This window comes from Pseudomonas sp. Z2-11 (genome assembly GCF_054161305.1).
In genome coordinates this window covers 5,826,478-5,847,940 of sequence record NZ_CP096395.1, presented here as the reverse complement: position 1 = coordinate 5,847,940, position 21,463 = coordinate 5,826,478, and the positions used below count along the sequence as shown (strand labels likewise).

Genomic DNA, 21,463 nt, shown 5'->3' with positions numbered 1-21,463 from the left:
TTGCTCGAATGAGCAATCAGCATAACCGCTGTGGCACCGGTCCGGGCCTCTGGTATCCTCGCCGTCATGAAAAAAACTCTTCCCTTAAGCCTGATCGCAGCCCTCGGTGAAAACCGTGTGATCGGCATCGACAACAGCATGCCCTGGCACTTGCCGGGGGACTTCAAATACTTCAAGGCCACCACCCTGGGCAAGCCGATCATCATGGGGCGCAAGACCTGGGACTCCCTCGGTCGGCCGCTGCCGGGACGCTTGAACATTGTCGTCAGCCGCCAGCCGGGCCTGGTGCTGGAAGGCGCGGAAGTCTTTTCTTCGCTGGAGGCCGCAGTGGAACGGGCCGAATCCTGGGCGTTGGAACAGGGCGTTGACGAGCTGATGCTGATCGGTGGCGCCCAGCTCTACGCGCAGGCACTGGAGCAGGCGGATCGGTTGTACCTGACCCGCGTGGCGCTGAGCCCGGAAGGGGATGCGTGGTTTCCGGAGTTTGCTTCGAGCCAGTGGAAACTGGTGTCGAACCAGCTGAACCCGGCTGAAGGGGACAAGCCGGCGTACAGTTTTGAGGTGTGGGAGAAGCTTTAGAAGCCAAGGCTTCGCGAGCAGGCTCGCTCCCACAGGTAACCGAGTTGGGTCAGGAAATCGGTCAACTGTGAGAGCGAGCCTGCTCGCGAAGGCGACCTACTTGGCGCCATCAATCAAGCGTGCACCAACTCCCCATGCTCCTCGGCATCGAGCAAGGCCTTGTCCGTCTGCTGCATCACCTGGCTGGTAATCGCCCCGGCGGTGATCGAGCCACTGACGTTCAACGCGGTACGGCCCATGTCGATCAACGGCTCGACCGAAATCAGCAGCGCCACCAGCGAGACCGGCAAGCCCATGGCCGGCAGCACGATCAACGCGGCGAACGTTGCGCCACCGCCGACACCGGCCACGCCCGCTGAACTCAACGTCACAATGGCTACCAGCGTCGCGATCCACACCGGGTCCAGCGGATTGATCCCCACCGTAGGCGCGACCATGACCGCCAGCATCGCCGGATAGAGCCCGGCGCAACCGTTCTGGCCGATGGTGGCGCCAAACGATGCGCTGAAGCTGGCAATCGCCCGGGGAATGCCGAGGCGGCTGGTCTGGGCTTCGATACTCAGGGGAATGGTCGCCGCGCTGGAGCGGCTGGTGAAAGCGAAGGTCAGCACCGGCCAGATCTTGCGGAAGAAGCGCAACGGATTGATCCCGGCAGCGGACACCAGCAGGCCGTGGACCACGAACATCAGCCCCAGCCCCAGGTACGACACCACCACGAAGCTGCCGAGCTTGATGATGTCCTGCAGGTTGGAGCCAGCCACCACTTTTGTCATCAGCGCCAGTACGCCATACGGGGTCAGCTTCATCACCAGGCGCACCAGGCGCGTCACCCAGCTTTGCAGGGTGTCGATGGCGTTAATCACTTTCTGGCCTTTCTCTGCGTCATCCTTGAGCAATTGCAACGCCGCGACACCGAGGAACGCCGCGAAGATCACCACGCTGATGATCGACGTCGGCTTGGCCCTGGCCAGGTCGGCGAAGGGGTTCTGCGGGATGAACGAAAGCAGCAGTTGCGGGATATTCAGGTTGGCGACCTTGCCGGCGTAATCGCTCTGGATCACTTGCAGCCGTGCCTGCTCCTGGGTTCCGGCTACCAGGCCTTCGGCAGTGAGGCCGAACAGGTTGGTCAGGCCGATACCGATCAGGGCGGCGATGGCGGTAGTGAACAGCAGCGTGCCGATGGTCAGGAAGCTGATCTTGCCCAGGGACGAGGCGTTGTGCAGGCGGGCCACGGCGCTGAGGATCGAAGCAAAGACCAGCGGGATCACGATCATCTGCAGCAACTGCACGTAGCCGTTGCCCACCAGGTCGAACCAGCCGATCGAGGCTTTGAGCACCGGGTCGCCTGCGCCGTAGATCGTGTGCAGGGCGATACCGAACACCACGCCCAGGACCAGCGCCAGCAGCACCTTTTTGGCCAGGCTCCAAGTGCTGTGACGGGTTTGCGCCAAGCCGTACAGCAAGGCGACGAACACCAACAGATTGAGGATCAGAGGAAGATTCATGAAAAACTCCGGAAAGACTTTGCCAGCCGCCAAGCGACGCGACTGTGAGCCGGAAAGCCTAACAGTCTGATATCTAAAGAATTAATACTTAAAAAGAATGTTTACTGTCGCTTTTGGAATAAGGCGTTGGCGCCCAGGGGTATGCCGCTGGCGTTATCGAGACGCAAGCGGTCGCGCACAGGCGGGATCTGTCACAGGCATTTGTTAGCGTCGAGCTCCTACAACCTGGGAGTAAATGTCGATGAAGCTCGTACCTCGCTTGCTCGCTGTCGCTATAGGCCTGGGCCTCGCCGGCCAGGCGCTCGCCACTGACCTCAAGCATTGGCCCGCGGAACAGGCCAAGGCGCTGGAAGCGATGATCGCGGCCAACGCCAACAAAGGTAACTACGCGGTGTTCGACATGGACAACACCAGCTACCGCTACGACCTCGAAGAGTCGCTGCTGCCGTTCATGGAGAACAAGGGGCTTATCACCCGGGAAAGCCTGGACCCGTCCTTGAAGCTGATGCCATTCAAGGACACCGCCGACCACAAGGAAAGCCTGTTCAGTTATTACTATCGACTCTGCGAAGTAGACGACATGGTCTGCTACCCGTGGGTGGCCCAGGTGTTTTCCGGCTACACCCTCAAGGAGCTGAAGGGCTACGTCGATGAGCTGATGGCTTCCGGCAAACCGGTACCGACCACGTATTACGATGGCGACAAAGTGGTCCAGTACAACGTCAACCCACCGAAGATATTCACCGGGCAGGCCGAGCTGTACAACAAGCTGATGGAGAACGGCATCGAGGTCTATGTCATGACCGCCGCTTCCGAAGAGCTGGTGCGCATGGTTGCCTCGGACCCGAAGTATGGCTACAACCTCAAGCCGCAGAACGTCATTGGCGTAACCACGCTGCTCAAGGACCGCAAGACCGGCGAACTGACCACCGCCCGCAAGCAAATCACCAACGGTAAATATGACGAAAAGGCCAATCTTGGCCTGGAGTACACACCGTACCTGTGGACGCCGGCGACCTGGATGGCCGGCAAGCACGCGGCGATCCTGACCTACATCGACGAATGGAAAAAACCGGTGCTGGTGGCTGGTGACACGCCGAGCAGCGACGGCTACATGCTGTTCCATGACGTAGACGTGGCCAAGGGCGGCATCCACTTGTGGGTCAATCGCAAGGATAAATACATGACGCAGATAAACGGCATGATGGCCAAGCACGCAGCCGCCCAGGCCAAGGAAGGACTGCCCGTGACAGCGGACAAGAACTGGGTGATCGTCAAGCCGGAAGATATCCAGTAAACCGGATCAGTTACGGCTTCCGTGACGAGGGAGCTTGCTCCCGCTCGGCTGCGAAGCAGTCGTGAAGCGGCGGGTGCGGTGTTTCTGATGCTCCGCATTTGGCGGATTTTGGGGCCGCTTCGCGGCCCAGCGGGAGCAAGCTCCCTCGCCACAGGGGATATCTCTGGTCCAATAAAAATGCCCCGCACTTGGCGGGGCATTTTTATGTGGCTCGGGGCGCTTACAACCCGTCCAGCATCGCCTTGTCGCGCACCGCACCCTTGTCGGCACTGGTGGCAAGCAGGGCGTAGGCCTTGAGGGCGGTGGTGACTTTGCGCGGACGCACTTCCACCGGCTTCCAGCCTTTGCTGTCCTGTTCGACGCGGCGTGCAGCCAGTTCCTCATCGCTGATCAACAGATTGATCGAACGGTTCGGAATGTCGATCAGCACCTTGTCGCCATCGCGCACCAGGCCGATGGCACCGCCAGCCGCTGCTTCCGGCGAAGCGTGGCCGATGGACAGGCCCGACGTGCCGCCGGAGAAACGGCCGTCAGTCAGCAGCGCACAGGCTTTGCCCAGGCCCTTGGATTTCAGGTAGGAAGTCGGGTAGAGCATTTCCTGCATACCCGGGCCGCCCTTCGGACCTTCGTAACGAATGATCACGATGTCGCCGGCTTTCACCTCGTCGGCGAGAATCCCGCGCACGGCGCTGTCCTGGCTTTCGAAAATCTTCGCGTTGCCTTCGAACACATGGATCGACTCGTCGACGCCGGCGGTCTTCACCACGCAGCCGTCCAGGGCGATGTTGCCGTACAGCACGGCCAGGCCGCCTTCCTTGGAGTAGGCGTGCTCGACGCTGCGGATGCAGCCGTTCTCACGGTCGTCGTCCAGGGTTTCCCAACGGGTCGACTGGCTGAACGCGGTTTGTGTCGGGATGCCCGCCGGGCCGGCCTTGAAGAAGTGATGCACGGCTTCGTCGCTGGTCTGGGTAATGTCCCACTTGGCGATGGCCTCGGCCATGGTCTTGCTGTGTACGGTTGGCAGGTCGGTGTGCAGCAAGCCGCCGCGGGCCAGCGAACCGAGGATGCTGAAGATCCCCCCGGCGCGGTGCACGTCTTCCATGTGGTACTTCTGGATGTTCGGCGCGACCTTGCACAGTTGCGGCACGTGGCGGGAGAGGCGGTCGATGTCGCGCAGGTCGAAATCGATCTCGGCTTCCTGGGCCGCGGCCAGCAGGTGCAGGATGGTGTTGGTCGAGCCGCCCATGGCGATGTCGAGGGTCATGGCGTTCTCGAACGCCTTGAAGTTGGCGACGTTGCGCGGCAACACCGACTCGTCGTTTTCGCCGTAGTAGCGCTTGCACAGCTCGACGATGGTCCGGCCGGCCTGCAGGAACAGCTGTTCGCGGTCGCTGTGGGTGGCCAGGGTCGAACCGTTGCCAGGCAACGCCAGGCCCAGGGCCTCGGTCAGGCAGTTCATCGAATTGGCGGTGAACATGCCGGAGCAAGAACCGCAGGTCGGGCAGGCGCTGCGCTCGTACTCGGCGACTTTCTCGTCGGATGCGCTGGAGTCGGCGGCGATCACCATGGCGTCCACCAGGTCCAGGCCATGGCTGGCGAGCTTGGTCTTGCCGGCCTCCATCGGGCCACCGGACACGAAGATCACCGGGATATTCAGGCGCAGGGCAGCCATGAGCATGCCGGGGGTGATCTTGTCGCAGTTGGAAATGCACACGATGGCGTCGGCGCAGTGGGCATTGACCATGTATTCGACCGAGTCGGCGATGATCTCGCGGCTGGGCAGCGAATACAGCATGCCGTCGTGACCCATGGCGATGCCGTCGTCCACGGCGATGGTGTTGAATTCCTTGGCAACCCCGCCGGCGCGTTCGATTTCCCGTGCAACCAGTTGGCCCAGGTCCTTGAGGTGAACATGGCCTGGAACGAATTGCGTGAAGGAGTTGGCAATGGCGATGATCGGCTTCTTGAAGTCGTCATCCTTCATCCCCGTGGCGCGCCACAGGGCACGGGCGCCGGCCATGTTGCGGCCATGGGTGGATGTTTTCGAACGGTAATCAGGCATGGAGCACTCCGGGCGGCTAATCAGGTACTTATCAGGTATCAATGGGGAAGTGAGCTTCTGTCGACGTCTGGAACACTCGGGTTTGGCCGTGAGTCCGGACGTGGCTGATGACTTTGCAGGATCGCTGCGCGCCTCAGCATGAGCTCATAAACCCGCCGGGGATGAATGGCGATGAATGTCGCGATTCTACACCGCTGGCGTCAGGATGAAATGACGCAAAGCGCCGATCGAGACCATTCTCGCGCCTGGAATGACGACTGGCAGCGTTCAGCCGCAAGGTAAGCCGAACGGCATCGGCTGGGGAAATGCTCGTTATCGATCAGCGGGACAGGGCCGTAGCCCCGCCCCGTCCGGCCTCAGCTATTAGGCAGCAATCGGCAGGTGATGCTCTTGATGTAGCGCGTCTCGGCGATCGCCGGGTGTACCGGGTGATCGGGGCCCTGGCCGCCGCGTTCGAGCAGTTGGATGTTGCGGTCCAGGTGACGGGCGCTGGTCAGCAGGATGTTCTGCAGATCGTCTTCGGGCAGGTGCATCGAGCATGACGCACTGACCAGGATGCCGTCCTTGCTGAGCAGGCGCATGGCCTGTTCGTTGAGGCGGCGGTAGGCGCCTTCGCCGTTCTTCAGGTCTTTCTTGCGCTTGATGAAGGCCGGCGGGTCGGCAACGATCACGTCGAAACGCTCTTCGCTGGCCTTGAGTTCCTTCAAGGCTTCGAATACGTCACCTTCAATGCAGGTCAGCTTCTCGGCGACGCCGTTCAGCGCGGCGTTGCGCTCGACGCCGTCGAGGGCGAAGGCCGAGGCGTCGACGCAGAATACTTCACTGGCACCGAACGCCGCGGCTTGCACGCCCCAGCCGCCGATGTAGCTGAACAGGTCCAGAACGCGCTTGCCCTTGGCGTAGGGTGCCAGGCGCGCACGGTTGATGCGGTGGTCGTAGAACCAGCCGGTTTTCTGGCCTTGCATGACCGGCGCTTCGAATTTCACGCCGTTCTCTTCCAAGGCGACCCACTCCGGGACGAGACCGAAGACGGTCTCGACGTAGCGCTCCAGGCCTTCGGCGTCGCGGGCCGCGGAATCATTCTTGAACAGGATGCCGCTAGGCTTGAGCACCTGGGTGAGGGCGGCGATCACGTCGTCCTTGTGGGCTTCCATGGTGGCGGAGGCGATCTGCACCACCAGGATGTCGCCGAAACGGTCGACCACCAGGCCCGGCAGCAGGTCGGAATCACCGTAGACCAGGCGATAGAACGGCTTGTCGAACAGCCGCTCGCGCAGGGACAACGCCACGTTGAGGCGATGCACCAACAGGGATTTGTCCAGCGCCAGCTTCGCGTCGCGGGACAGCAGGCGTGCGCAGATCAGGTTGTTCGGGCTCATCGCAACGATGCCCAGCGGCTTGCCGCCGGCGGCTTCGAGGACCGCCTGGTCGCCGGCCTTGAAGCCGTGCAGCGGGGTGGCGGCCACATCGATTTCGTTACTGTAGACCCACAGGTGGCCGGCGCGCAGGCGACGGTCGGCGTTGGCTTTGAGGCGCAGGCTGGGCAGGGACATGACGTCGCTCCGGAAAAAAGAGCGGGAGTATACCGTGTTGCAACCCTTGCGGGGCCGGCGGTGGACATGCGGCGAGGGAGCCTGCGCTGCTCGCCTCGTCACAAGGGCTTCAGGCCGACAGCGAGTTGATCAGTTCACGGTTGAACGCGGGAATATCATCCGGCTGGCGGCTGCTGATCCAGGTGCCGTCCCGGACGACTTCCTGGTCGACCCAGTTCGCGCCGGCATTGACCAGGTCATCCTTGAGCGTCTTGTAGCTGGTCATGGTCTTGCCCTTGACCAGGCCACTGGACACCAGCAACCAGCCGCCATGGCAAATTACCGCGATAGGTTTGCCAGCCGCCTCGAAGCCCTTGACCAGGTTCTGCGCGTCGGGGTCGATGCGGATGGTGTCGGAATTCTGCACGCCGCCGGGCAGCACCACCGCTTCGTACTGATCGACATTCGCCGCCTTGAAAGTCAGGTCCACCTTGAAGTCGTCGGCCGGCTTGTCATGGTTCCAGCCTTTGACTTGGCCGTCGCTGGCGGAAATGATGTCGACCTTGGCCCCGGCCTGTTCCAGCGCCTCTTTGGGACCGGTCAGTTCGGCCTGTTCAAAACCGTCGGTGACCAGAATGGCGACACGCTTGTTGTTCAGATTAGCGGGCATGAAAATCTCCTAAAGCTGAATGGGTTGGCTGCCGACCTAAGCCTTATTACAAGACTTGGGCATTGGTCCTACAGATTCCGAAGCTCAGGCTTGTACGAAAGTTCCGCCAATTTACCGGTGGTGTGTCGGATCCAGATTTAGGGGTTAGACTCCCGGCCTTACCCAGAGTGTGTACCCATGTCCAAAGAACTTTCCGCCGAACAGATCCAACAGTCCCTGCAAGGCATAAGTGTGCCGCCCCAGCCGCAAATCATGGTGGATTTGCAGATGGAGCAGTACATGCCCGACCCGGACCTGGAAACCATTGCCAAGCTGATTTCCCAGGATCCGGGCCTTTCGGGTGCCTTGCTCAAGATCGTCAATTCGCCGTACTACGGCTTGAGCAACAAGATCACTTCGATCCAGCGCGCAGTGAACCTGCTGGGCAGCCGGTCGATTATCAACCTGATCAACGCGCAGTCGATCAAGGGAGAATTGCACGACGATGCCATCGTCACCTTGAACCGCTTCTGGGACACCGCCCAGGACGTGGCCATGACCTGCCTGACCCTGGCCAAGCGCGTCGGCCTGCAGAACGGCGACGAAGCCTATGCCCTGGGTTTGTTCCATGACTGCGGCGTGCCGCTGATGCTCAAGCAGTTCCCCACCTACATGGGCGTGCTGGAGGAGGCCTATGCCAATGCCAGCGCCGAGATCCGGGTGGTGGACACCGAAAACCGCGTGTTCAACACCAACCATGCGGTGGTCGGTTACTACACCTCCAAGTCCTGGCGCCTGCCGGACCACGTCAGCCAGGCCATCGCCAATCACCACAACGCCCTGGCGATTTTCAGCGACGAATCTTCGCGCAATAACAGTCAGTTGAAAAACCTGTTGGCGATCCTGAAGATGTCCGAGAACATCTGTGCTTCCCATCGCGTGCTGGGCAACCAGGCTGAGGACCACGAGTGGAATTGCGTCGGGCCACTGGTGCTCGATTACATCGGTCTGCCGGAGTACGACTTCGAGACCCAGAAACAGGAAATCCGCGACCTGGCCTCTCGTTGAGTGCCAGCTTTCGCTTGATTCGAGAGCCCTATGCCAGAACTGCCGGAAGTCGAAACCACCCGCCGCGGGATTGCGCCACACCTCGAAGGGCAACGGGTCAGCCGCGTCGTCGTACGTGACCGCCGCTTGCGCTGGCCGATTCCCGAAGACCTCGATGTGCGTCTTTCGGGGCAGCGCATCGTGCAGGTGGAACGGCGGGCCAAGTACCTGTTGATCAATGCCGAGGTTGGCACGCTGATCAGCCACCTGGGCATGTCCGGCAACCTGCGGCTGGTCGAGATCGGCATGCCCGCCCTCAAGCATGAACATGTCGACATCGAACTGGAGTCCGGCCTGGCCTTGCGCTACACCGATCCGCGTCGCTTCGGGGCGATGCTCTGGAGCCTCGACCCGCTCAATCACGAGTTGCTGATTCGCCTCGGGCCTGAACCGCTGACTGACTTGTTCGATGGCGAACGGCTATTCCAGCTTTCCCGTGGGCGCTCGATGGCGGTCAAGCCGTTCATCATGGACAACGCGGTCGTGGTGGGCGTGGGCAATATCTATGCGACCGAAGCGCTGTTCGCCGCCGGAATCGACCCACGGCGCGCCGCCGGAAGCATTTCTCGGGCGCGTTATCTGAAACTGGCGATCGAGATCAAGCGCATCCTTGCCCATGCCATCGAACGCGGTGGAACCACCCTGCGAGACTTCATCGGCGGCGATGGCCAGCCCGGTTATTTCCAGCAGGAGCTGTTCGTGTACGGTCGGGGTGGGGAGTTGTGCAAGGTCTGTGGCACGGGGCTGCGGGAAATCCGCCTGGGGCAGCGCGCCAGCGTCTGGTGTCCGCGCTGCCAGAGGTGATTCGTCTTACGGTCTATAGTCAGTAGTCATACTGTTTCAGCCGAAGGATCGCCCCATGACTCTGCTTCGAACTTTCCTCCTGGCACTCTCGCTGAGTGTCGGCTTGCCTGCCTTGGCGAACACCGAAAGCGGTGACCCGCGCTACACCATCCAGAATCCACCCGCGTACGCCATGCTCGGCGACTTGCTGATTGCTCGTCCGTTGCTGCTCGCCGCCACCGTGATCGGTGCCGGGGCGTTTGTCGTGTCGTTGCCCTTTACGGCGCTGGGTGGCGGGGTTGGCGATGCGGGGAAGGCGTTGGTGGTCGACCCGGCGAAAGCGACGTTTGTGCGGTGCCTGGGGTGTGTTGGGGAGGGGTTTGAGCGGCAGGAGTGACTGTCGGATTTGTGATGTGGCTGTTGGCCTCTTCGCGAGCAGGCTCGCTCCCACATGGGATTCGCTTAGACCCCCAAATTACCTGAACACAACAGTCCTGTGGGAGCGAGCCTGCTCGCGAAGAGGCCGGCAAAGACCCTGCAAAAATTGTCGGACTCACTCCTTGCCGGTAATTTTGCGATATTTCGCCATCAACTGTTCCTCAGTCTCCGGATGAGCCTCGTCCAGCGGGATGCAATCCACCGGGCAGACCTGCTGGCATTGAGGCTCGTCATAGTGCCCGACGCACTGGGTGCACAGGTTCGGGTCAATGACATAGATCTCTTCGCCCTGGGAAATGGCGGCGTTCGGGCACTCGGGTTCGCAGACGTCGCAATTGATGCAGTCGTCGGTGATGATCAGGGACATGCAAGCTCCGGCCGGGGCGTTGAGCCCGGGCATTTGAAAACGTATGGGCGCAATTGTGCCGCATTGGCGAGCGCAGTGCACGCGGGGGCGATGGACTGCGCTGTGCTGCGAGCGAGTCGCAGCGTCGGCGGGTTACTTCTTGAAGCGCAGGGTCAGCGCGTCGGCCACGGCCGGGTGGACGAACTTGGTGATATCGCCGCCCAAGGCCGCAATTTCCCGCACCAGGGTCGACGAGATGAAAGAGTAACGCTCCGATGGCGTCAGGAAGAGACTCTCGACGTCCGGGGCCAACTGGCGGTTCATGTTGGCCAGCTGGAACTCGTATTCGAAATCCGAGACCGCACGCAGGCCGCGCAGGAACACGTTGGCGTTCTTTTCCTTGGCGAAATGCGCCAGCAGCGTCGAGAAGCCCACCACTTCCACGTTCGGCAGGTGCTTGGTGACCTCACGGGCCAGCTCCACACGTTGCTCCAGCGGGAACAGCGGGTTTTTCTTCGGGCTGGCGGCGACGGCAATGATCACATGGTCGAACAGGCGCGAGGCGCGTTCGACCAGATCGCCATGGCCCTTGGTAATGGGGTCGAAGGTACCTGGGTACAACACTCGGTTCATCGCGTCGTCCTGGCGGGAGTCCGTTGGGGAGTCGGATGGTATCGCAGCCGACTCGGTCGGCCAAGTCGGCGATGGGATAAGAACGCACTATAGGCGCTGCGAATAGTCGGTTTTTTCATGTGTTTTTCAGACGTTCGGCCAGCAGGGTCGCCAGTTTGGCGGTCAGGCCGTACACCGACAATTGCGGGTTGGCGCCGATGCTGGTGGGGAACAGCGAGCCGTCGTGGATGGAAAGATTACGCAGTTGGTGGTGGCGGCCGAGGCTGTCGGCCACCGCGTGTTTCGGCTCTTCGCCCATGGCGCAACCCCCCATGACATGAGCGCTGCCCAGGCGGGTACGGAAAAGGGCCAGGTCCAGCCCGTCGATCAGCGCCCGGGCCTCGGCCAGGGTTTTCACGTGCCGGGCATCGCTGTGCATCGGCATGACCGACCTGGCCCCTGCGGCGAACTGGATCTCGGCCATGCTGTGGAATGCCCGGCGCAAACCGTCCCAAGTGTAGGGGGAGACCTGATAGTCGAGCACGGGCGTGCCGTCGCTGCGCAATTCCACGGTACCGCCGGGGCTGTCCGGGTGAAAGCCGTCGCGCAGTAACGCCAGCATGGCGTGGGTGTGGGGCAACTTTGCCATGTGCGCTGCGTTCTGCGCACCAAAGCCGCCCAACAGCGTGGCGGCGAGGGCAGGGTGCAAAGGCGGGACTTCCAGCTTGTAGGACATTTTGCCGGTGACGCCATCCTGCCATTGGAAATGATCTGAATAAATCGACTGTGGAGCTCCATAAAAAGGGTTGATGACTTCATCGAACAGTCCGGCTGACATGTTCACCAAGTGCAGGAAGGTGCGCTTGCCCAGGCATCGATGCGGATCCGGCGCGTCGGAGCGCAGCAGCAGGGCGGGGCTGTTGATGCCGCCACCGGCCAGCACGTAATGCCGCGCCTTGACCCTTATGCGCCGTCCGGTCGGCGCCACGCAGCGTTCGTCCATGGCCTGGCATTGCAATTCCACTACCGCATCGTTGCTAATGATCAGGCGTTCGGCCCGCGCCAGATAGAGCAGGGCGCCGCCCTGGTCCAGCGTGGCGGGTATGGTGGTGACCAGCATCGATTGCTTGGCATTGGTCGGGCAGCCCATCCCGCAATAGCCCAGGTTCCAGCAGCCACGCACGTTGCGCGGGATCACATGCCAGCTGTAGCCCAATTGCTCGCAGCCCTTACGAATGACGTCGTTGTTGGCATTGGGCGGAATCAGCCATGGCGCCACCCCCAGGCGCTGCTCCATTCGTTCGAACCAGGGCGCCATCTCGGCGGGGCCGTGGCCCCGGACGGCATGCTCGGTCGCCCAGTGTCCGAGAGTCTGGTCAGGCGTACGAAAGCTCGATGTCCAGTTGATCAACGTGGTGCCCCCCACGGCCCGGCCCTGGAGAATGGTGATGGCGCCGTCCTTGCTCATTCGCCCGAGACCTTCCTGATACAGGCTGGTGTAAGCCTGATCCTCCAGCAGCTTGAAGTCCTGGCTGGTCTTGAGCGGGCCTTCTTCGATGAGCAATACCTTGTAGCCGGCGGCACTGAGAATTTCCGCCGTGGTGCCACCGCCGGCGCCGCTGCCGATGATCGCCACGTCGGCTTCCAGCGTGAGGTCCTGGGTCAGTTGCGCGCCGTTGTAGGTGGTCCAGCCACGGGCCAGGCCTTCGCGGAACGGATCGGGTACGGGCATGCTTGAGACTCCCTTGTTGTCGTGAGCTGACTGAGCCCTTGTGGGAGCGGGCTTGCTCGCGAAAACGGTAATTCAGGCAACACTAATGTCGGCTGATACACCGCCTTCGCGAGCAAGCCCGCTCCCACACAAGCCCGCTCCCACAGGAATTGGGGCTGGCTTTCAGACGGTTGGCGGGCCCGGATACCCGCAGTGTGCCCAGGCCTCGGGCCGGCTGTACCAGGCCATCATCACCATTTGCAGCAGAGAGCTGTGGCCTTGGCGCAACAAGCTCAGCGAGCTGTTTTCCCAGCGCGTCAGGAATTGTTGAATGTCATCGGCGCTGGCGTTTTCCCACCCGCCCCAGATTCCGGTCAGCGGCCCGCGGGTCACACCCAACGTGAGCACGTCGAACAGTTGATGCGTGAGCTTGAGCATCGCCGCAGACAAGTGCGCCAGGCCGCGATCCAGGCTTTGCAGCGTGGCGTCGGTGGCGGCCTGGATCGTTCCTGCCGTCACTGCGCCGTCGAGCATCACCGGAATGACGGCGCGTAGAAATGCCAGGTCGCTGTCGCGCAGGGCCTTCAGGCCGTCCGCCGGTTGGCTGGACGAACAGCCGCTGAGGCTGGCGCCCAGGCCGACGGTGGCGAGGAAAACGCTGGCGCCAAGGCTCAGTTGCAGCAAACCACGCCGTGACAGGGCGGGCGTATCGGTCAGGTTTGGGCTCATTATTGTTATTACCCGAGAGACGCTTGTTAGCGGATGAACAGCTTCTGGATCAGCTTCTGCAAAGGCTTGCCATAGGGCGGATAAATCAGTCTGGCGGCGTTGAAGCGCTGCTTGATCAGGACGCCCTTGGCCTTGCTGAAGGTCAGGAATCCCTCGTGACCGTGATAGTGGCCCATCCCCGAGGCGCCAATGCCGCCGAACGGCATGTCGTCCTGGGCCACATGCAGCAGCGTGTCGTTCAGGCAGACGCCGCCGGAATGGGTTTCATTGAGTACTCGCTGCTGTTCGGCCTTGTTGTAGCCGAAGTAGTAGAGCGCCAGCGGACGAGGCCGCCGATTGATGTAGGCAAAAGCCTGGTCCAGGCCTTCATACGGCACGATGGGCAGCAGTGGGCCGAAGATCTCATCCTGCATCACCGTCATGTCATCCGTGACATTGAGCAACAGGCTGTGGGCCATGCGGCGTCCCTGGCCCTGGTCGAACAGCTCGATCAGCAGCGCGCCTTTGCTAGTGGCGTCGCCGATGTAGCCGTTGAGCCGCGCCAGTTGGCGAACGTTGATGATGGCGGTGTAGTCCGGGTTGTCCGCCAGCGTCGGATAAAACCCGCGGACCGCTTCGCGATACGCCTCGACGAACGCTCCGACGCGGCTCTGCGGTACCAGCACGTAATCCGGCGCGACGCAGGTCTGCCCGGCATTCAGGGTCTTGCCGAAGGCTATGCGTTCGGCGGCGTCCTTGAGCGGTACGTCGTCGGACACGATGGCGGGTGATTTGCCACCCAGCTCGAGGGTGATGGGGGTGAGGTTTTCCGCGGCGGCACGCATCACATGTTTGCCGATGCTGGTGGCGCCGGTGAACAACAGGTGATCGAACGGCAACCTGGAGAATGCAATGCCGACGTCAGCCTCGCCCAGCACCACCGACACCAGGTCCTGGGGAAAGATACGGGCAAACAGTCGCTTGAGCAGCAGCCCGGTGGCCGGGGTCGCCTCGCTGAGCTTGAGCATGACCCGGTTGCCCGCTGACAAGGCGCCGACCAATGGGCCCACGGCCAGGAAGAGCGGGTAATTCCACGGCACGATGACCCCGACTACGCCCAATGGCTGGTAGATCACCTTGGCCGATGCCGGTTGGAAGGCCACGCCGACCTTGCGCCGGGAAGGTTTCATCCAGCCCTTGAGGTTGCGGCTGGCGTAATGGATGCCGTGCAGGCTCGGCATCAGCTCGGCCAGCAGGGTTTCGTCGGCGCTGCGGTGACTGAAGTCCTGGCTGATCGCATCGATCAGGGCTTGCCGTTCGTTGCTCAACAATTCGCGCAATGCCTTGAGCCACTGCCGGCGCTGCTCGGCCGTTGGCATGGGATGAGCGGCGAAAGCACGGCGCTGGGCCTCGAAGATCGTCCGAATTTCATCCAGCTGCTGTTGAGACTGGTGCAGGTAAGCAACGTCGGCTGGCATGTCGGCACCGGATTATTGTTGGAATGGTGGATTTCTAGAGCTTGTGCTCTAAAAAGTCAAATGCCGCCTCCGCGATGGCGTGGGTTTTCTCCCGTGACCGATAGGTCGTAAGATGCCCATCACATGATTTTTCGAATTAAGCCCAAGCCATGGCCCCACGAATAAAAACCAGCGAGCGCATCGTGCAGAACAGCCTGGAGTTGTTCAACCGGCAGGGTGAGCGCAGTGTCAGCACCAATCACATTGCCGCCCATATGGACATGTCCCCGGGCAATCTTTATTACCACTTCCCCAACAAGCAGGCGATCATCGCCGTGCTGTTCAGCGAATACGAAAACCTGGTGGACAGCTTCCTGCGGCCACCCCAGGGGCGGGCGGCCACGGTGGACGACAAGCGTTTCTACCTGCAGGAACTGCTTTCGGCGATGTGGCGCTACCGGTTCCTGCACCGGGACCTGGAGCACCTGCTCGACAGCGACCCGGAACTGGCGGCTCGCTACCGACGCTTTTCCCAACGCTGCCTGATCCATGGCACGGCTATCTACGAAGGCTTCGTCGACGCCGGTATCCTGGCGATGGACCGCGTCCAGATCGAGTCCCTGACCCTCAATGCCTGGATTGTCCTCACGTCCTGGGTCCGGTTCCTCTGCACCACGCGCGAAAACTCCAACCACCTGAGCGAACAGGCGATCAAGCGCGGCGTGTATCAGGTGCTGGTGCTCGAGGCGGGGTTTGTGACCGAGCAGGCCCGCGAAGCGGTAGATGCGCTGTTCAAAGAATTTTATGTCCCGCTGGCCCAGACCCTGGAGGAAGGGCAGTAGATCGGACCCCTCGATTCAGCCACAGGAGCTCACCATGCCCATCGCGCAACTCATCAGCCCTCAGGCCCTGGAACAGCGGAGATCACAGCCCGGGCTGGTGATCCTCGATTGTCGTTTTGCCCTGGAGGACCCGGACTATGGCCAGCGCAGTTACGCCGAGGGCCATATCGCCGGCGCGTCGTTCGTCGACCTTGAGCGGGATCTGAGCGGGCCGGTCATCAAGGGCGTCACCGGACGTCATCCGCTGCCGGAGCCCGAGGCGCTGGTTGAGCGTCTCCGGGCCTGGGGGATCAACAATGACAACGAGGTCGTGCTGTATGACGACGGCCCCGGCGCCTATGCCGCCCGGGCCTGGTGGCTGCTGGCCTGGTTGGGCAAACGCGATGGCGTGCATATTCTCGACGGCGGGCTCAAGGCCTGGCATGCGGCCGGCCTGCCCCTGAGCCTGGATCCGCCGCAGACTGCTCGCGGGACTTTCAGCGGCGCGCCGGACGCGAACTTGCTGCTCAGTGCGCAGGCGTTGCAGCAACGCCTCGGTGATGCGGACATGACCCTGTTGGATGCCAGGGCGCTGCCGCGTTTCAAGGGCGAAGTCGAGCCGATCGACCCGGTGGCGGGGCATATCCCGGGCGCGTCATGCGCAGCATTCACCGACAACCTGGGGACCGATGGACGCTTCTTGCCGGCCGATCAACTCAAGCTGCGTTTCGCTGAAAAACTGGGCGAGCGCCCGCCCACCGAGCTGGTGGCTTACTGCGGCTCCGGCGTGACGGCGTGCCATAACCTGTTTGCCTTGTGCCTGGCGGGCTATCCGCTGGGACGGTTGTATGCCGGCTCGTGGAGCGAGTGGATCAACGATCCCCAGCGGGGCGTGGCGAAGGGCGAATAGCGAATAGCGAATAACGAGACACCCGAAATCAATGTGGGAGCGAGCTTTGTGGGAGCGGGCTTGCTCGCGAAGGCGTCGGCACATCCAACATGAGTACTGGCTGAACCACCGCCTTCGCGAGCAAGCCCGCTCCCACAAGGGGATTCGTGTAGTCCTGCAGACTCTCTTTCCACCATTGCTACGCTCAGCCTTGTGCCAGGCTAGCCAGCCAACCGGGAATCCGCCGTTCCAGGTAATACCCCGGGCGCCGCAGGGTTCCGTCGACAAATCCCACATGCCCGCCCCGCAGGTGCAGTTCCAGGTGGGTCGAGGCCGACAACTCGCCGGGTTCGGGCAGGCTGTGGGGGAATACAAAAGGGTCGTCGGCGGCCTGGATGACCAGCGTCGGTGTACTGATTCCCGCCATGAAATAGCGGCTGGACGCGCGCCGGTAGTAATCCGCTGCGTCGGAAAAGCCGTGCAGCGGCGCTGTCACCCGGCCGTCAAAATCCCAGAAGGTGCGCATGTTGTCCAGCGAGCCCAGAGCTGCCAGGGTCGCGAGCCCTTCGTCGCGTCCGTCATGCTGGAACTGGCGTTGCTTGTTGCGCACGTAGGCGACCATTTCCCGCATGAAGTGCGCCTGGTAGAACCTGGAAAAGCCCTGTCCGATGCGGTCGGCGCACTGGTCCAGGCGAAACGGTACCGAGACCGCCACTGCGCCCTGCAACTGGCTGTCATTGCCGGCTTCCCCCAAATGCTTGAGCAGCACATTTCCGCCCAGCGAATAGCCCACCGCAAACAGCGGCGCCAAGGGGCGTCGGGCCCGCAGATGGGCGATAGCCGCGGCGAGATCTTCGCTGGCGCCGGAATGATAACTGCGAGCCAGCAGGTTCGGCTCGCCCGAGCAACCACGCCAGTTCAGGGCGACGCTGGCCCAGCCTTGAGCATTGAGCGCGCGTTGCAGGCCGGCAACGTAGGGTGAGTTGGAGGAACCGGTCAGCCCATGAAGCACCAGCACCAGCGGTGCTTCGGCGCTATGCGGGCCATGCCAGTCGAGGTCGAGGAAATCACCATCGTCCAGCCAGAGGCGCTCACGTTCGCGATCGATGTGAACGGTTTTACGCCACAATGGGCCCCACAATGTCTGCAGGTGCGGATTGCCAAGGCCTGGGGCGGGTATGAAGCGTTCAGGTGCGCAGGACACGATCATTCTCGGTGCACGGTCAGCGGTTCAGCCAACGGCCTCTGCCGTACGTTGCCACAATGCGTAATACACCCGCCCGGATTTCTGCTCGCGATGCAGGCGCCAATTGGCCGGCAAGCCCAGGGTCGAAGGGGCGGTCTCGCTTTCAGTGTAGACCCAGGCATCGTCGGCCAGCCATTGCCGTTCCTCGAGCAACGCGCAGACGGCCGGCAACAGGTTCTGGTTGAACGGCGGGTCGAGGAAGACCAGGTCGAAAGGTGTCGCGGGCTGGCTGTCGAGATAGCGCAGCGCATCCGCCGTCTGCACCTGGCCGACGGTGCAACGCAGCGTGCCCAGGTGTTCTTTCAGGCTCGAGACCGCCAGGCTGCTGGCGTCCAGCGCCTGGCCCATGGCGGCGCCACGGGACAAGGCCTCGAGAAACAGCGCGCCACTGCCGGCGAACGGGTCGAGCACCCGGGCACCCGCCACATACGGCGCGAGCCAGTTGAACAGGGTTTCGCGCACCCGGTCCGGCGTCGGCCGCAGGCCCGGGGCATCGGGGAAGCTCAAGCGCCGGCTGCGCCACTCACCGCCGATGATGCGCAACTGGTTAACCCCGTTGTGCGCGGGTTTCTTGCTGGAATTGGATGGACGGGCCATTAATGCTCCGGAACCCCGAGCGGCTGCTCGGCAGGTTTGTCAGTGGGGGCCGGCAACGGCTTTTGCGGCACGGTCGGGCCAGCGGTGACGATGACCATCTTGTCCGTGCTCAGGTGTTTGTTCAGCGCGGTCCTGACCTGCTCGACCGTCAGCGCCTGGGACTGGCGCATGAAATCCTCCAGGTAGCTCAGCGGCAAGTCATAAAAGCCCATGGCGCCGAGCTGACCGACGATGTCGGCGTTACTCGCGGTCGACAGCGGGAAGCTGCCGGCCAGCTCGCGCTTGGCGTCGTCGAGCTCCTTCTGGGTCGGGCCGTTCTTGAGATAATCGGCGAACACATCCTGTACCAGCTTCAACGTGCCTTCGCTCATCTCGGCACGGGTCTGCAGACTGATCATGAACGGGCCGCGAGCCTGCATCGCCGTGAAGCCGGAATAGACGCCATAGGTCAGGCCGCGTTTTTCCCGGACCTCGGTCATCAGCCGCGTGCCGAAGCCACCGCCGCCGAGGATCTGGTTGCCCATGGACACGGCGGCATAGTCCGGATCGTCGCGGTCGACGCCCAGTTGCGCGAGCATCAGGTTGGTCTGCTTGGACGGGAACTCGATATGGTGGACGCTCGCTTTCGGCTCCACCGGTGGCGGCGTTTTCGCCAGGGCCTGGCCCTTGGGCAGTGCGGCGGATATCTGGTTGGCAATGGCTTCGGCCTCGGCACGGGACAGGTCCCCCACCAGGGCGATCACCGCGTTGCCGGCGGCATAGGCCTTGGCATGAAAGGCCCGGGCCTGGGCCAGGGTAATCGGCGGGATGCTCTGTGCCGTGCCGTCGCTGGAGTGCGCATACGGATGGTCGCCGTACAGGCGCTTCATCAGTTCCAGGCCCGCCAGTTTGCCGGGGTTCTGCTTCTGGTACTCGAAACCGGCGAGCATCTGGTTCTTGATGCGCGCGAAGGAGTCGGCGGGGAAGGTCGGCTGGCCGACAACTTCGGCAAACAGCTTCAGCGCCGGCTCGCGCTTGTCGGCAGCGCTGAGACTGCGCAGCGAAGCCACGGCCATGTCCCGGAAGGCGCCGTTGCCAAAATCGGCGCCGAGGCTTTCAAAGCCTTCGGCAATGGCACTGACGTCCTTGCCGGCCACGCCTTCATTGAGCATCGCGTTGGTCAACTGCGCCAGACCCGGTGCGTCGCCGTCCTGGCTGCTGCCGGCGGCGAAGGTCAGGCGCAGGTCGAACATCGGCAATTCGCGAGCTTCGACGAACAGCACCTTGGCGCCGTCGGCGGTTTTCCAGGTCTGCACGTCGAGCTGGCGATGGCTGGGCGCCTTGCCGTCCAGTTCAGCCAGCGATTGCAGCTTGTTGCCGGACTTGGCCTTGTCCAGTGCCTGGCTGGCGTTGGAGCTGGTCGATGGCGACAGGTAAAAGGCCAGCGCGCCGACCACGGCGATCAATACCAGGCCGATCAGCACCAGGCGCGGTGATTTGCGCTCACTCATGAGCTTTCTCCTCGGGCAGGATGTGCGCGACGCTCAGGCGCGAGCGGGTGAAATACAACTGGGCTGCCTTCTGGATATCCTGCGGGGTCACGCTTTGCAGTTCGGCCAGCTCGGTGTCCATCAGCTTCCAGGACAGGCCGACCGTTTCCAGCTGGCCGATGGCGGTGGCCTGGCTGGTAATGGAGTCGCGCTCATACACCAGGCCGGCGATCACCTGGGCGCGGACGCGCTCCAGTTCCTCGGCGGTGGGGGCGGTTGTCTTCAGTTGTTCGAGCAAGCGCCACAGGCCGGCTTCGGCCTCGGCGAGGGTCTTGTTTTTCTGCGTGTTGGGTGTCGCCGACAGGGTGAACAGGGTATCGCCACGGGTGTAGGCGTCGTAGTTCGACGAGCCGCCGGACACCAATTCTTCGCCGCGCTCCAGCTGGGCCGGGATCCGGCCGCTGTAACCGCCGTCCAGCAGCGCGGAAATCAGCCGCAAGGCGTTGACCGGGACTTTATCGGTGGCCGTGGCGATGCTCGGCACGTTGAATGCCAGCATGACGCTCGGCAGTTGGGTCTGTACATGCAGGGTAATCTTGCGCTCACCGGGTTCGGCCAGCTCCAGCGGGATTTTCGCCGCCGGCACGGCGCGCCGGGCAATCGGGCCGAAATAGCGCTGGGCCAGGGTCTTGACCTCGTCTGGTGTCACGTCGCCAACCACTACCAGGGTCGCATTGTTCGGTGCATACCAGGATTCGTACCAGTGGCGCAGCTCCTCGACCTTCATCCGGTCCAGGTCGGCCATCCAGCCGATGGTCGGCGTGTGGTAGCCGCTGGCCGGGTACGCCATGGCCTTGAATCGCTCGTAGGCCTTGGACATGGGCTTGTCATCGGTGCGCATGCGGCGCTCTTCCTTGATGACCTCGATCTCGCGGCTGAACTCCTCCGGCGGCAAGCGCAGGCTGGCCATGCGATCGGCCTCAAGCTCGAAGGCCACGCCCAGGCGATCCCGGGCCAGTACCTGGTAATAGGCGGTGAAGTCATCGCTGGTGAACGCGTTCTCCTCGGCGCCAAGGTCGCGCAGGATCAACGACGCTTCGCCGGGACCGACTTTTTCGCTGCCCTTGAACATCATGTGTTCCAGGGCGTGGGACAGGCCGGTCTGGCCCGGCGTTTCATAGCTGGAGCCCACCTTGTACCAGACCTGGGACACGACCACCGGAGCCCGGTGATCCTCGCGCACTACGACCTTCAAACCGTTGTCGAGGGTAAATTCATGGGTAGGTTGCGGGTCGGCAGCAAGGGCGGAAAAGGGCAGACAAACTGTGCTGAGCAGCAGGCCAGCGGCGCGGCGGGCAAGAGCATTCATTCGTGTTTAAACCTGTTGGACTGCCCGCTTGGCCTTAGCCTCGGCGGGCGAGGAGGTGCTAGGATACTGATCCGTTTTACTGGCGGCCACGCCTATCGGGCCTTTTATCGGCTCGTGGCTGTTTGGATTTGCGGAAGAAGCCTCGGGTTTACCTGCTGTTCCCGATGTTTTCGCCGAAAATGTCCCACCAGTCCTTCGAAAAAAGCGACTTGAGTTGTCCGCGAGACAACTCTACAAAATGTTGCGCGTGAACAAGCTGGATGAAACGCAGTCTGTTCAGCATCGA

General features: G+C 62.4%; 20 protein-coding genes. 7 read left to right on the top strand and 13 right to left on the bottom strand.

Annotated elements, in window-relative coordinates:
* Window positions 1–66: 66 nt before the first annotated feature.
* Window positions 67–579 carry a dihydrofolate reductase gene (locus M1E16_RS26065; protein ID WP_458128722.1) on the top strand — a complete coding sequence of 171 codons (513 nt, stop codon included), beginning with the start codon at window positions 67–69 and terminating at the stop codon, window positions 577–579.
* A 113-nt stretch (window positions 580–692) separates the two neighbouring features.
* Here the strand turns inward: M1E16_RS26065 and M1E16_RS26060 are convergent, their stop codons facing one another.
* Entirely contained in the window at window positions 693–2,084 is a 1,392-nt protein-coding gene (locus M1E16_RS26060; protein WP_458128721.1) for an L-cystine transporter, read from the bottom strand.
* A gap of 241 nt (window positions 2,085–2,325) precedes the next feature.
* Between M1E16_RS26060 and M1E16_RS26055 the strand changes: the two genes are divergently transcribed.
* Entirely contained in the window at window positions 2,326–3,381 is a 1,056-nt protein-coding gene (locus M1E16_RS26055) for an HAD family hydrolase (RefSeq protein WP_305498132.1), read from the top strand.
* A gap of 220 nt (window positions 3,382–3,601) precedes the next feature.
* Here the strand turns inward: M1E16_RS26055 and ilvD are convergent, their stop codons facing one another.
* From ilvD to M1E16_RS26040, 3 genes are all read right to left on the bottom strand, one after another.
* Window positions 3,602–5,443, bottom strand: coding sequence for a dihydroxy-acid dehydratase (gene ilvD, locus M1E16_RS26050; RefSeq protein WP_434627329.1), 1,842 nt, complete (start codon window positions 5,441–5,443; stop codon window positions 3,602–3,604).
* Window positions 5,444–5,799: 356 nt separating this feature from the next.
* Window positions 5,800–6,996, bottom strand: coding sequence for a class I SAM-dependent rRNA methyltransferase (locus tag M1E16_RS26045; protein WP_458128720.1), 1,197 nt, complete (start codon window positions 6,994–6,996; stop codon window positions 5,800–5,802).
* Window positions 6,997–7,105: 109 nt separating this feature from the next.
* On the bottom strand, window positions 7,106–7,645 hold the full coding sequence (locus tag M1E16_RS26040) for a type 1 glutamine amidotransferase domain-containing protein (protein WP_434654925.1): 540 nt from the start codon (window positions 7,643–7,645) through the stop codon (window positions 7,106–7,108).
* Between the two features lie 231 nt (window positions 7,646–7,876).
* Between M1E16_RS26040 and M1E16_RS26035 the strand changes: the two genes are divergently transcribed.
* The 3 genes from M1E16_RS26035 to M1E16_RS26025 are packed head-to-tail and all read left to right on the top strand — an operon-like array spanning window position 7,877 to window position 9,911.
* Window positions 7,877–8,692 (top strand): HDOD domain-containing protein, encoded by an 816-nt coding sequence (locus M1E16_RS26035; RefSeq protein ID WP_434574069.1) that lies wholly within the window; start codon window positions 7,877–7,879, stop codon window positions 8,690–8,692.
* A 30-nt stretch (window positions 8,693–8,722) separates the two neighbouring features.
* Complete coding sequence (gene mutM / locus M1E16_RS26030) at window positions 8,723–9,535, top strand: bifunctional DNA-formamidopyrimidine glycosylase/DNA-(apurinic or apyrimidinic site) lyase (protein ID WP_434571146.1); 813 nt, start codon at window positions 8,723–8,725, stop codon at window positions 9,533–9,535.
* Between the two features lie 55 nt (window positions 9,536–9,590).
* Window positions 9,591–9,911 carry a multidrug transporter gene (locus M1E16_RS26025; protein ID WP_305498139.1) on the top strand — a complete coding sequence of 107 codons (321 nt, stop codon included), beginning with the start codon at window positions 9,591–9,593 and terminating at the stop codon, window positions 9,909–9,911.
* Window positions 9,912–10,067: 156 nt separating this feature from the next.
* On the opposite strand, the gene M1E16_RS26020 is transcribed toward M1E16_RS26025, so the two are convergent.
* From M1E16_RS26020 to M1E16_RS26000, 5 genes are all read right to left on the bottom strand, one after another.
* Window positions 10,068–10,319, bottom strand: coding sequence for a YfhL family 4Fe-4S dicluster ferredoxin (locus tag M1E16_RS26020; RefSeq protein ID WP_434571149.1), 252 nt, complete (start codon window positions 10,317–10,319; stop codon window positions 10,068–10,070).
* A 132-nt stretch (window positions 10,320–10,451) separates the two neighbouring features.
* Entirely contained in the window at window positions 10,452–10,931 is a 480-nt protein-coding gene (gene coaD, locus M1E16_RS26015; RefSeq protein ID WP_007897855.1) for a pantetheine-phosphate adenylyltransferase, read from the bottom strand.
* Window positions 10,932–11,046: 115 nt separating this feature from the next.
* Entirely contained in the window at window positions 11,047–12,642 is a 1,596-nt protein-coding gene (locus tag M1E16_RS26010) for a GMC family oxidoreductase N-terminal domain-containing protein (RefSeq protein ID WP_458128719.1), read from the bottom strand.
* 162 nt (window positions 12,643–12,804) lie between these two features.
* Window positions 12,805–13,350, bottom strand: a complete 546-nt coding sequence (locus tag M1E16_RS26005; RefSeq protein WP_434602133.1) for a twin-arginine translocation pathway signal protein — start codon at window positions 13,348–13,350, stop codon at window positions 12,805–12,807.
* A 26-nt stretch (window positions 13,351–13,376) separates the two neighbouring features.
* A complete protein-coding gene (locus tag M1E16_RS26000) occupies window positions 13,377–14,807 on the bottom strand; it encodes a coniferyl aldehyde dehydrogenase (protein WP_458128718.1) in 1,431 nt (476 codons plus the stop codon).
* 149 nt (window positions 14,808–14,956) lie between these two features.
* Between M1E16_RS26000 and M1E16_RS25995 the strand changes: the two genes are divergently transcribed.
* Window positions 14,957–15,628 carry a TetR/AcrR family transcriptional regulator gene (locus tag M1E16_RS25995; protein WP_305498144.1) on the top strand — a complete coding sequence of 224 codons (672 nt, stop codon included), beginning with the start codon at window positions 14,957–14,959 and terminating at the stop codon, window positions 15,626–15,628.
* 34 nt (window positions 15,629–15,662) lie between these two features.
* Window positions 15,663–16,517 carry a sulfurtransferase gene (locus tag M1E16_RS25990; protein WP_458128717.1) on the top strand — a complete coding sequence of 285 codons (855 nt, stop codon included), beginning with the start codon at window positions 15,663–15,665 and terminating at the stop codon, window positions 16,515–16,517.
* 184 nt (window positions 16,518–16,701) lie between these two features.
* Here the strand turns inward: M1E16_RS25990 and M1E16_RS25985 are convergent, their stop codons facing one another.
* From M1E16_RS25985 to M1E16_RS25970, 4 genes are read right to left on the bottom strand one after another with little or no spacing between them, the layout of a single operon-like run.
* Window positions 16,702–17,706 (bottom strand): hydrolase, encoded by a 1,005-nt coding sequence (locus tag M1E16_RS25985; protein ID WP_458128716.1) that lies wholly within the window; start codon window positions 17,704–17,706, stop codon window positions 16,702–16,704.
* Between the two features lie 21 nt (window positions 17,707–17,727).
* Window positions 17,728–18,339 (bottom strand): 16S rRNA (guanine(966)-N(2))-methyltransferase RsmD, encoded by a 612-nt coding sequence (gene rsmD / locus M1E16_RS25980; RefSeq protein ID WP_305498147.1) that lies wholly within the window; start codon window positions 18,337–18,339, stop codon window positions 17,728–17,730.
* The gene (locus M1E16_RS25975) at window positions 18,339–19,829 is read right to left on the bottom strand and encodes a M16 family metallopeptidase (protein ID WP_434627350.1); all 1,491 of its coding nucleotides are present in this window, start codon (window positions 19,827–19,829) and stop codon (window positions 18,339–18,341) included. Before M1E16_RS25975 ends, rsmD begins: the two co-directional genes overlap by 1 nt.
* Window positions 19,822–21,177, bottom strand: coding sequence for a M16 family metallopeptidase (locus M1E16_RS25970; protein WP_434654946.1), 1,356 nt, complete (start codon window positions 21,175–21,177; stop codon window positions 19,822–19,824). The genes M1E16_RS25975 and M1E16_RS25970 overlap by 8 nt, the downstream gene beginning before the upstream one ends.
* Window positions 21,178–21,463: the final 286 nt, after the last annotated feature.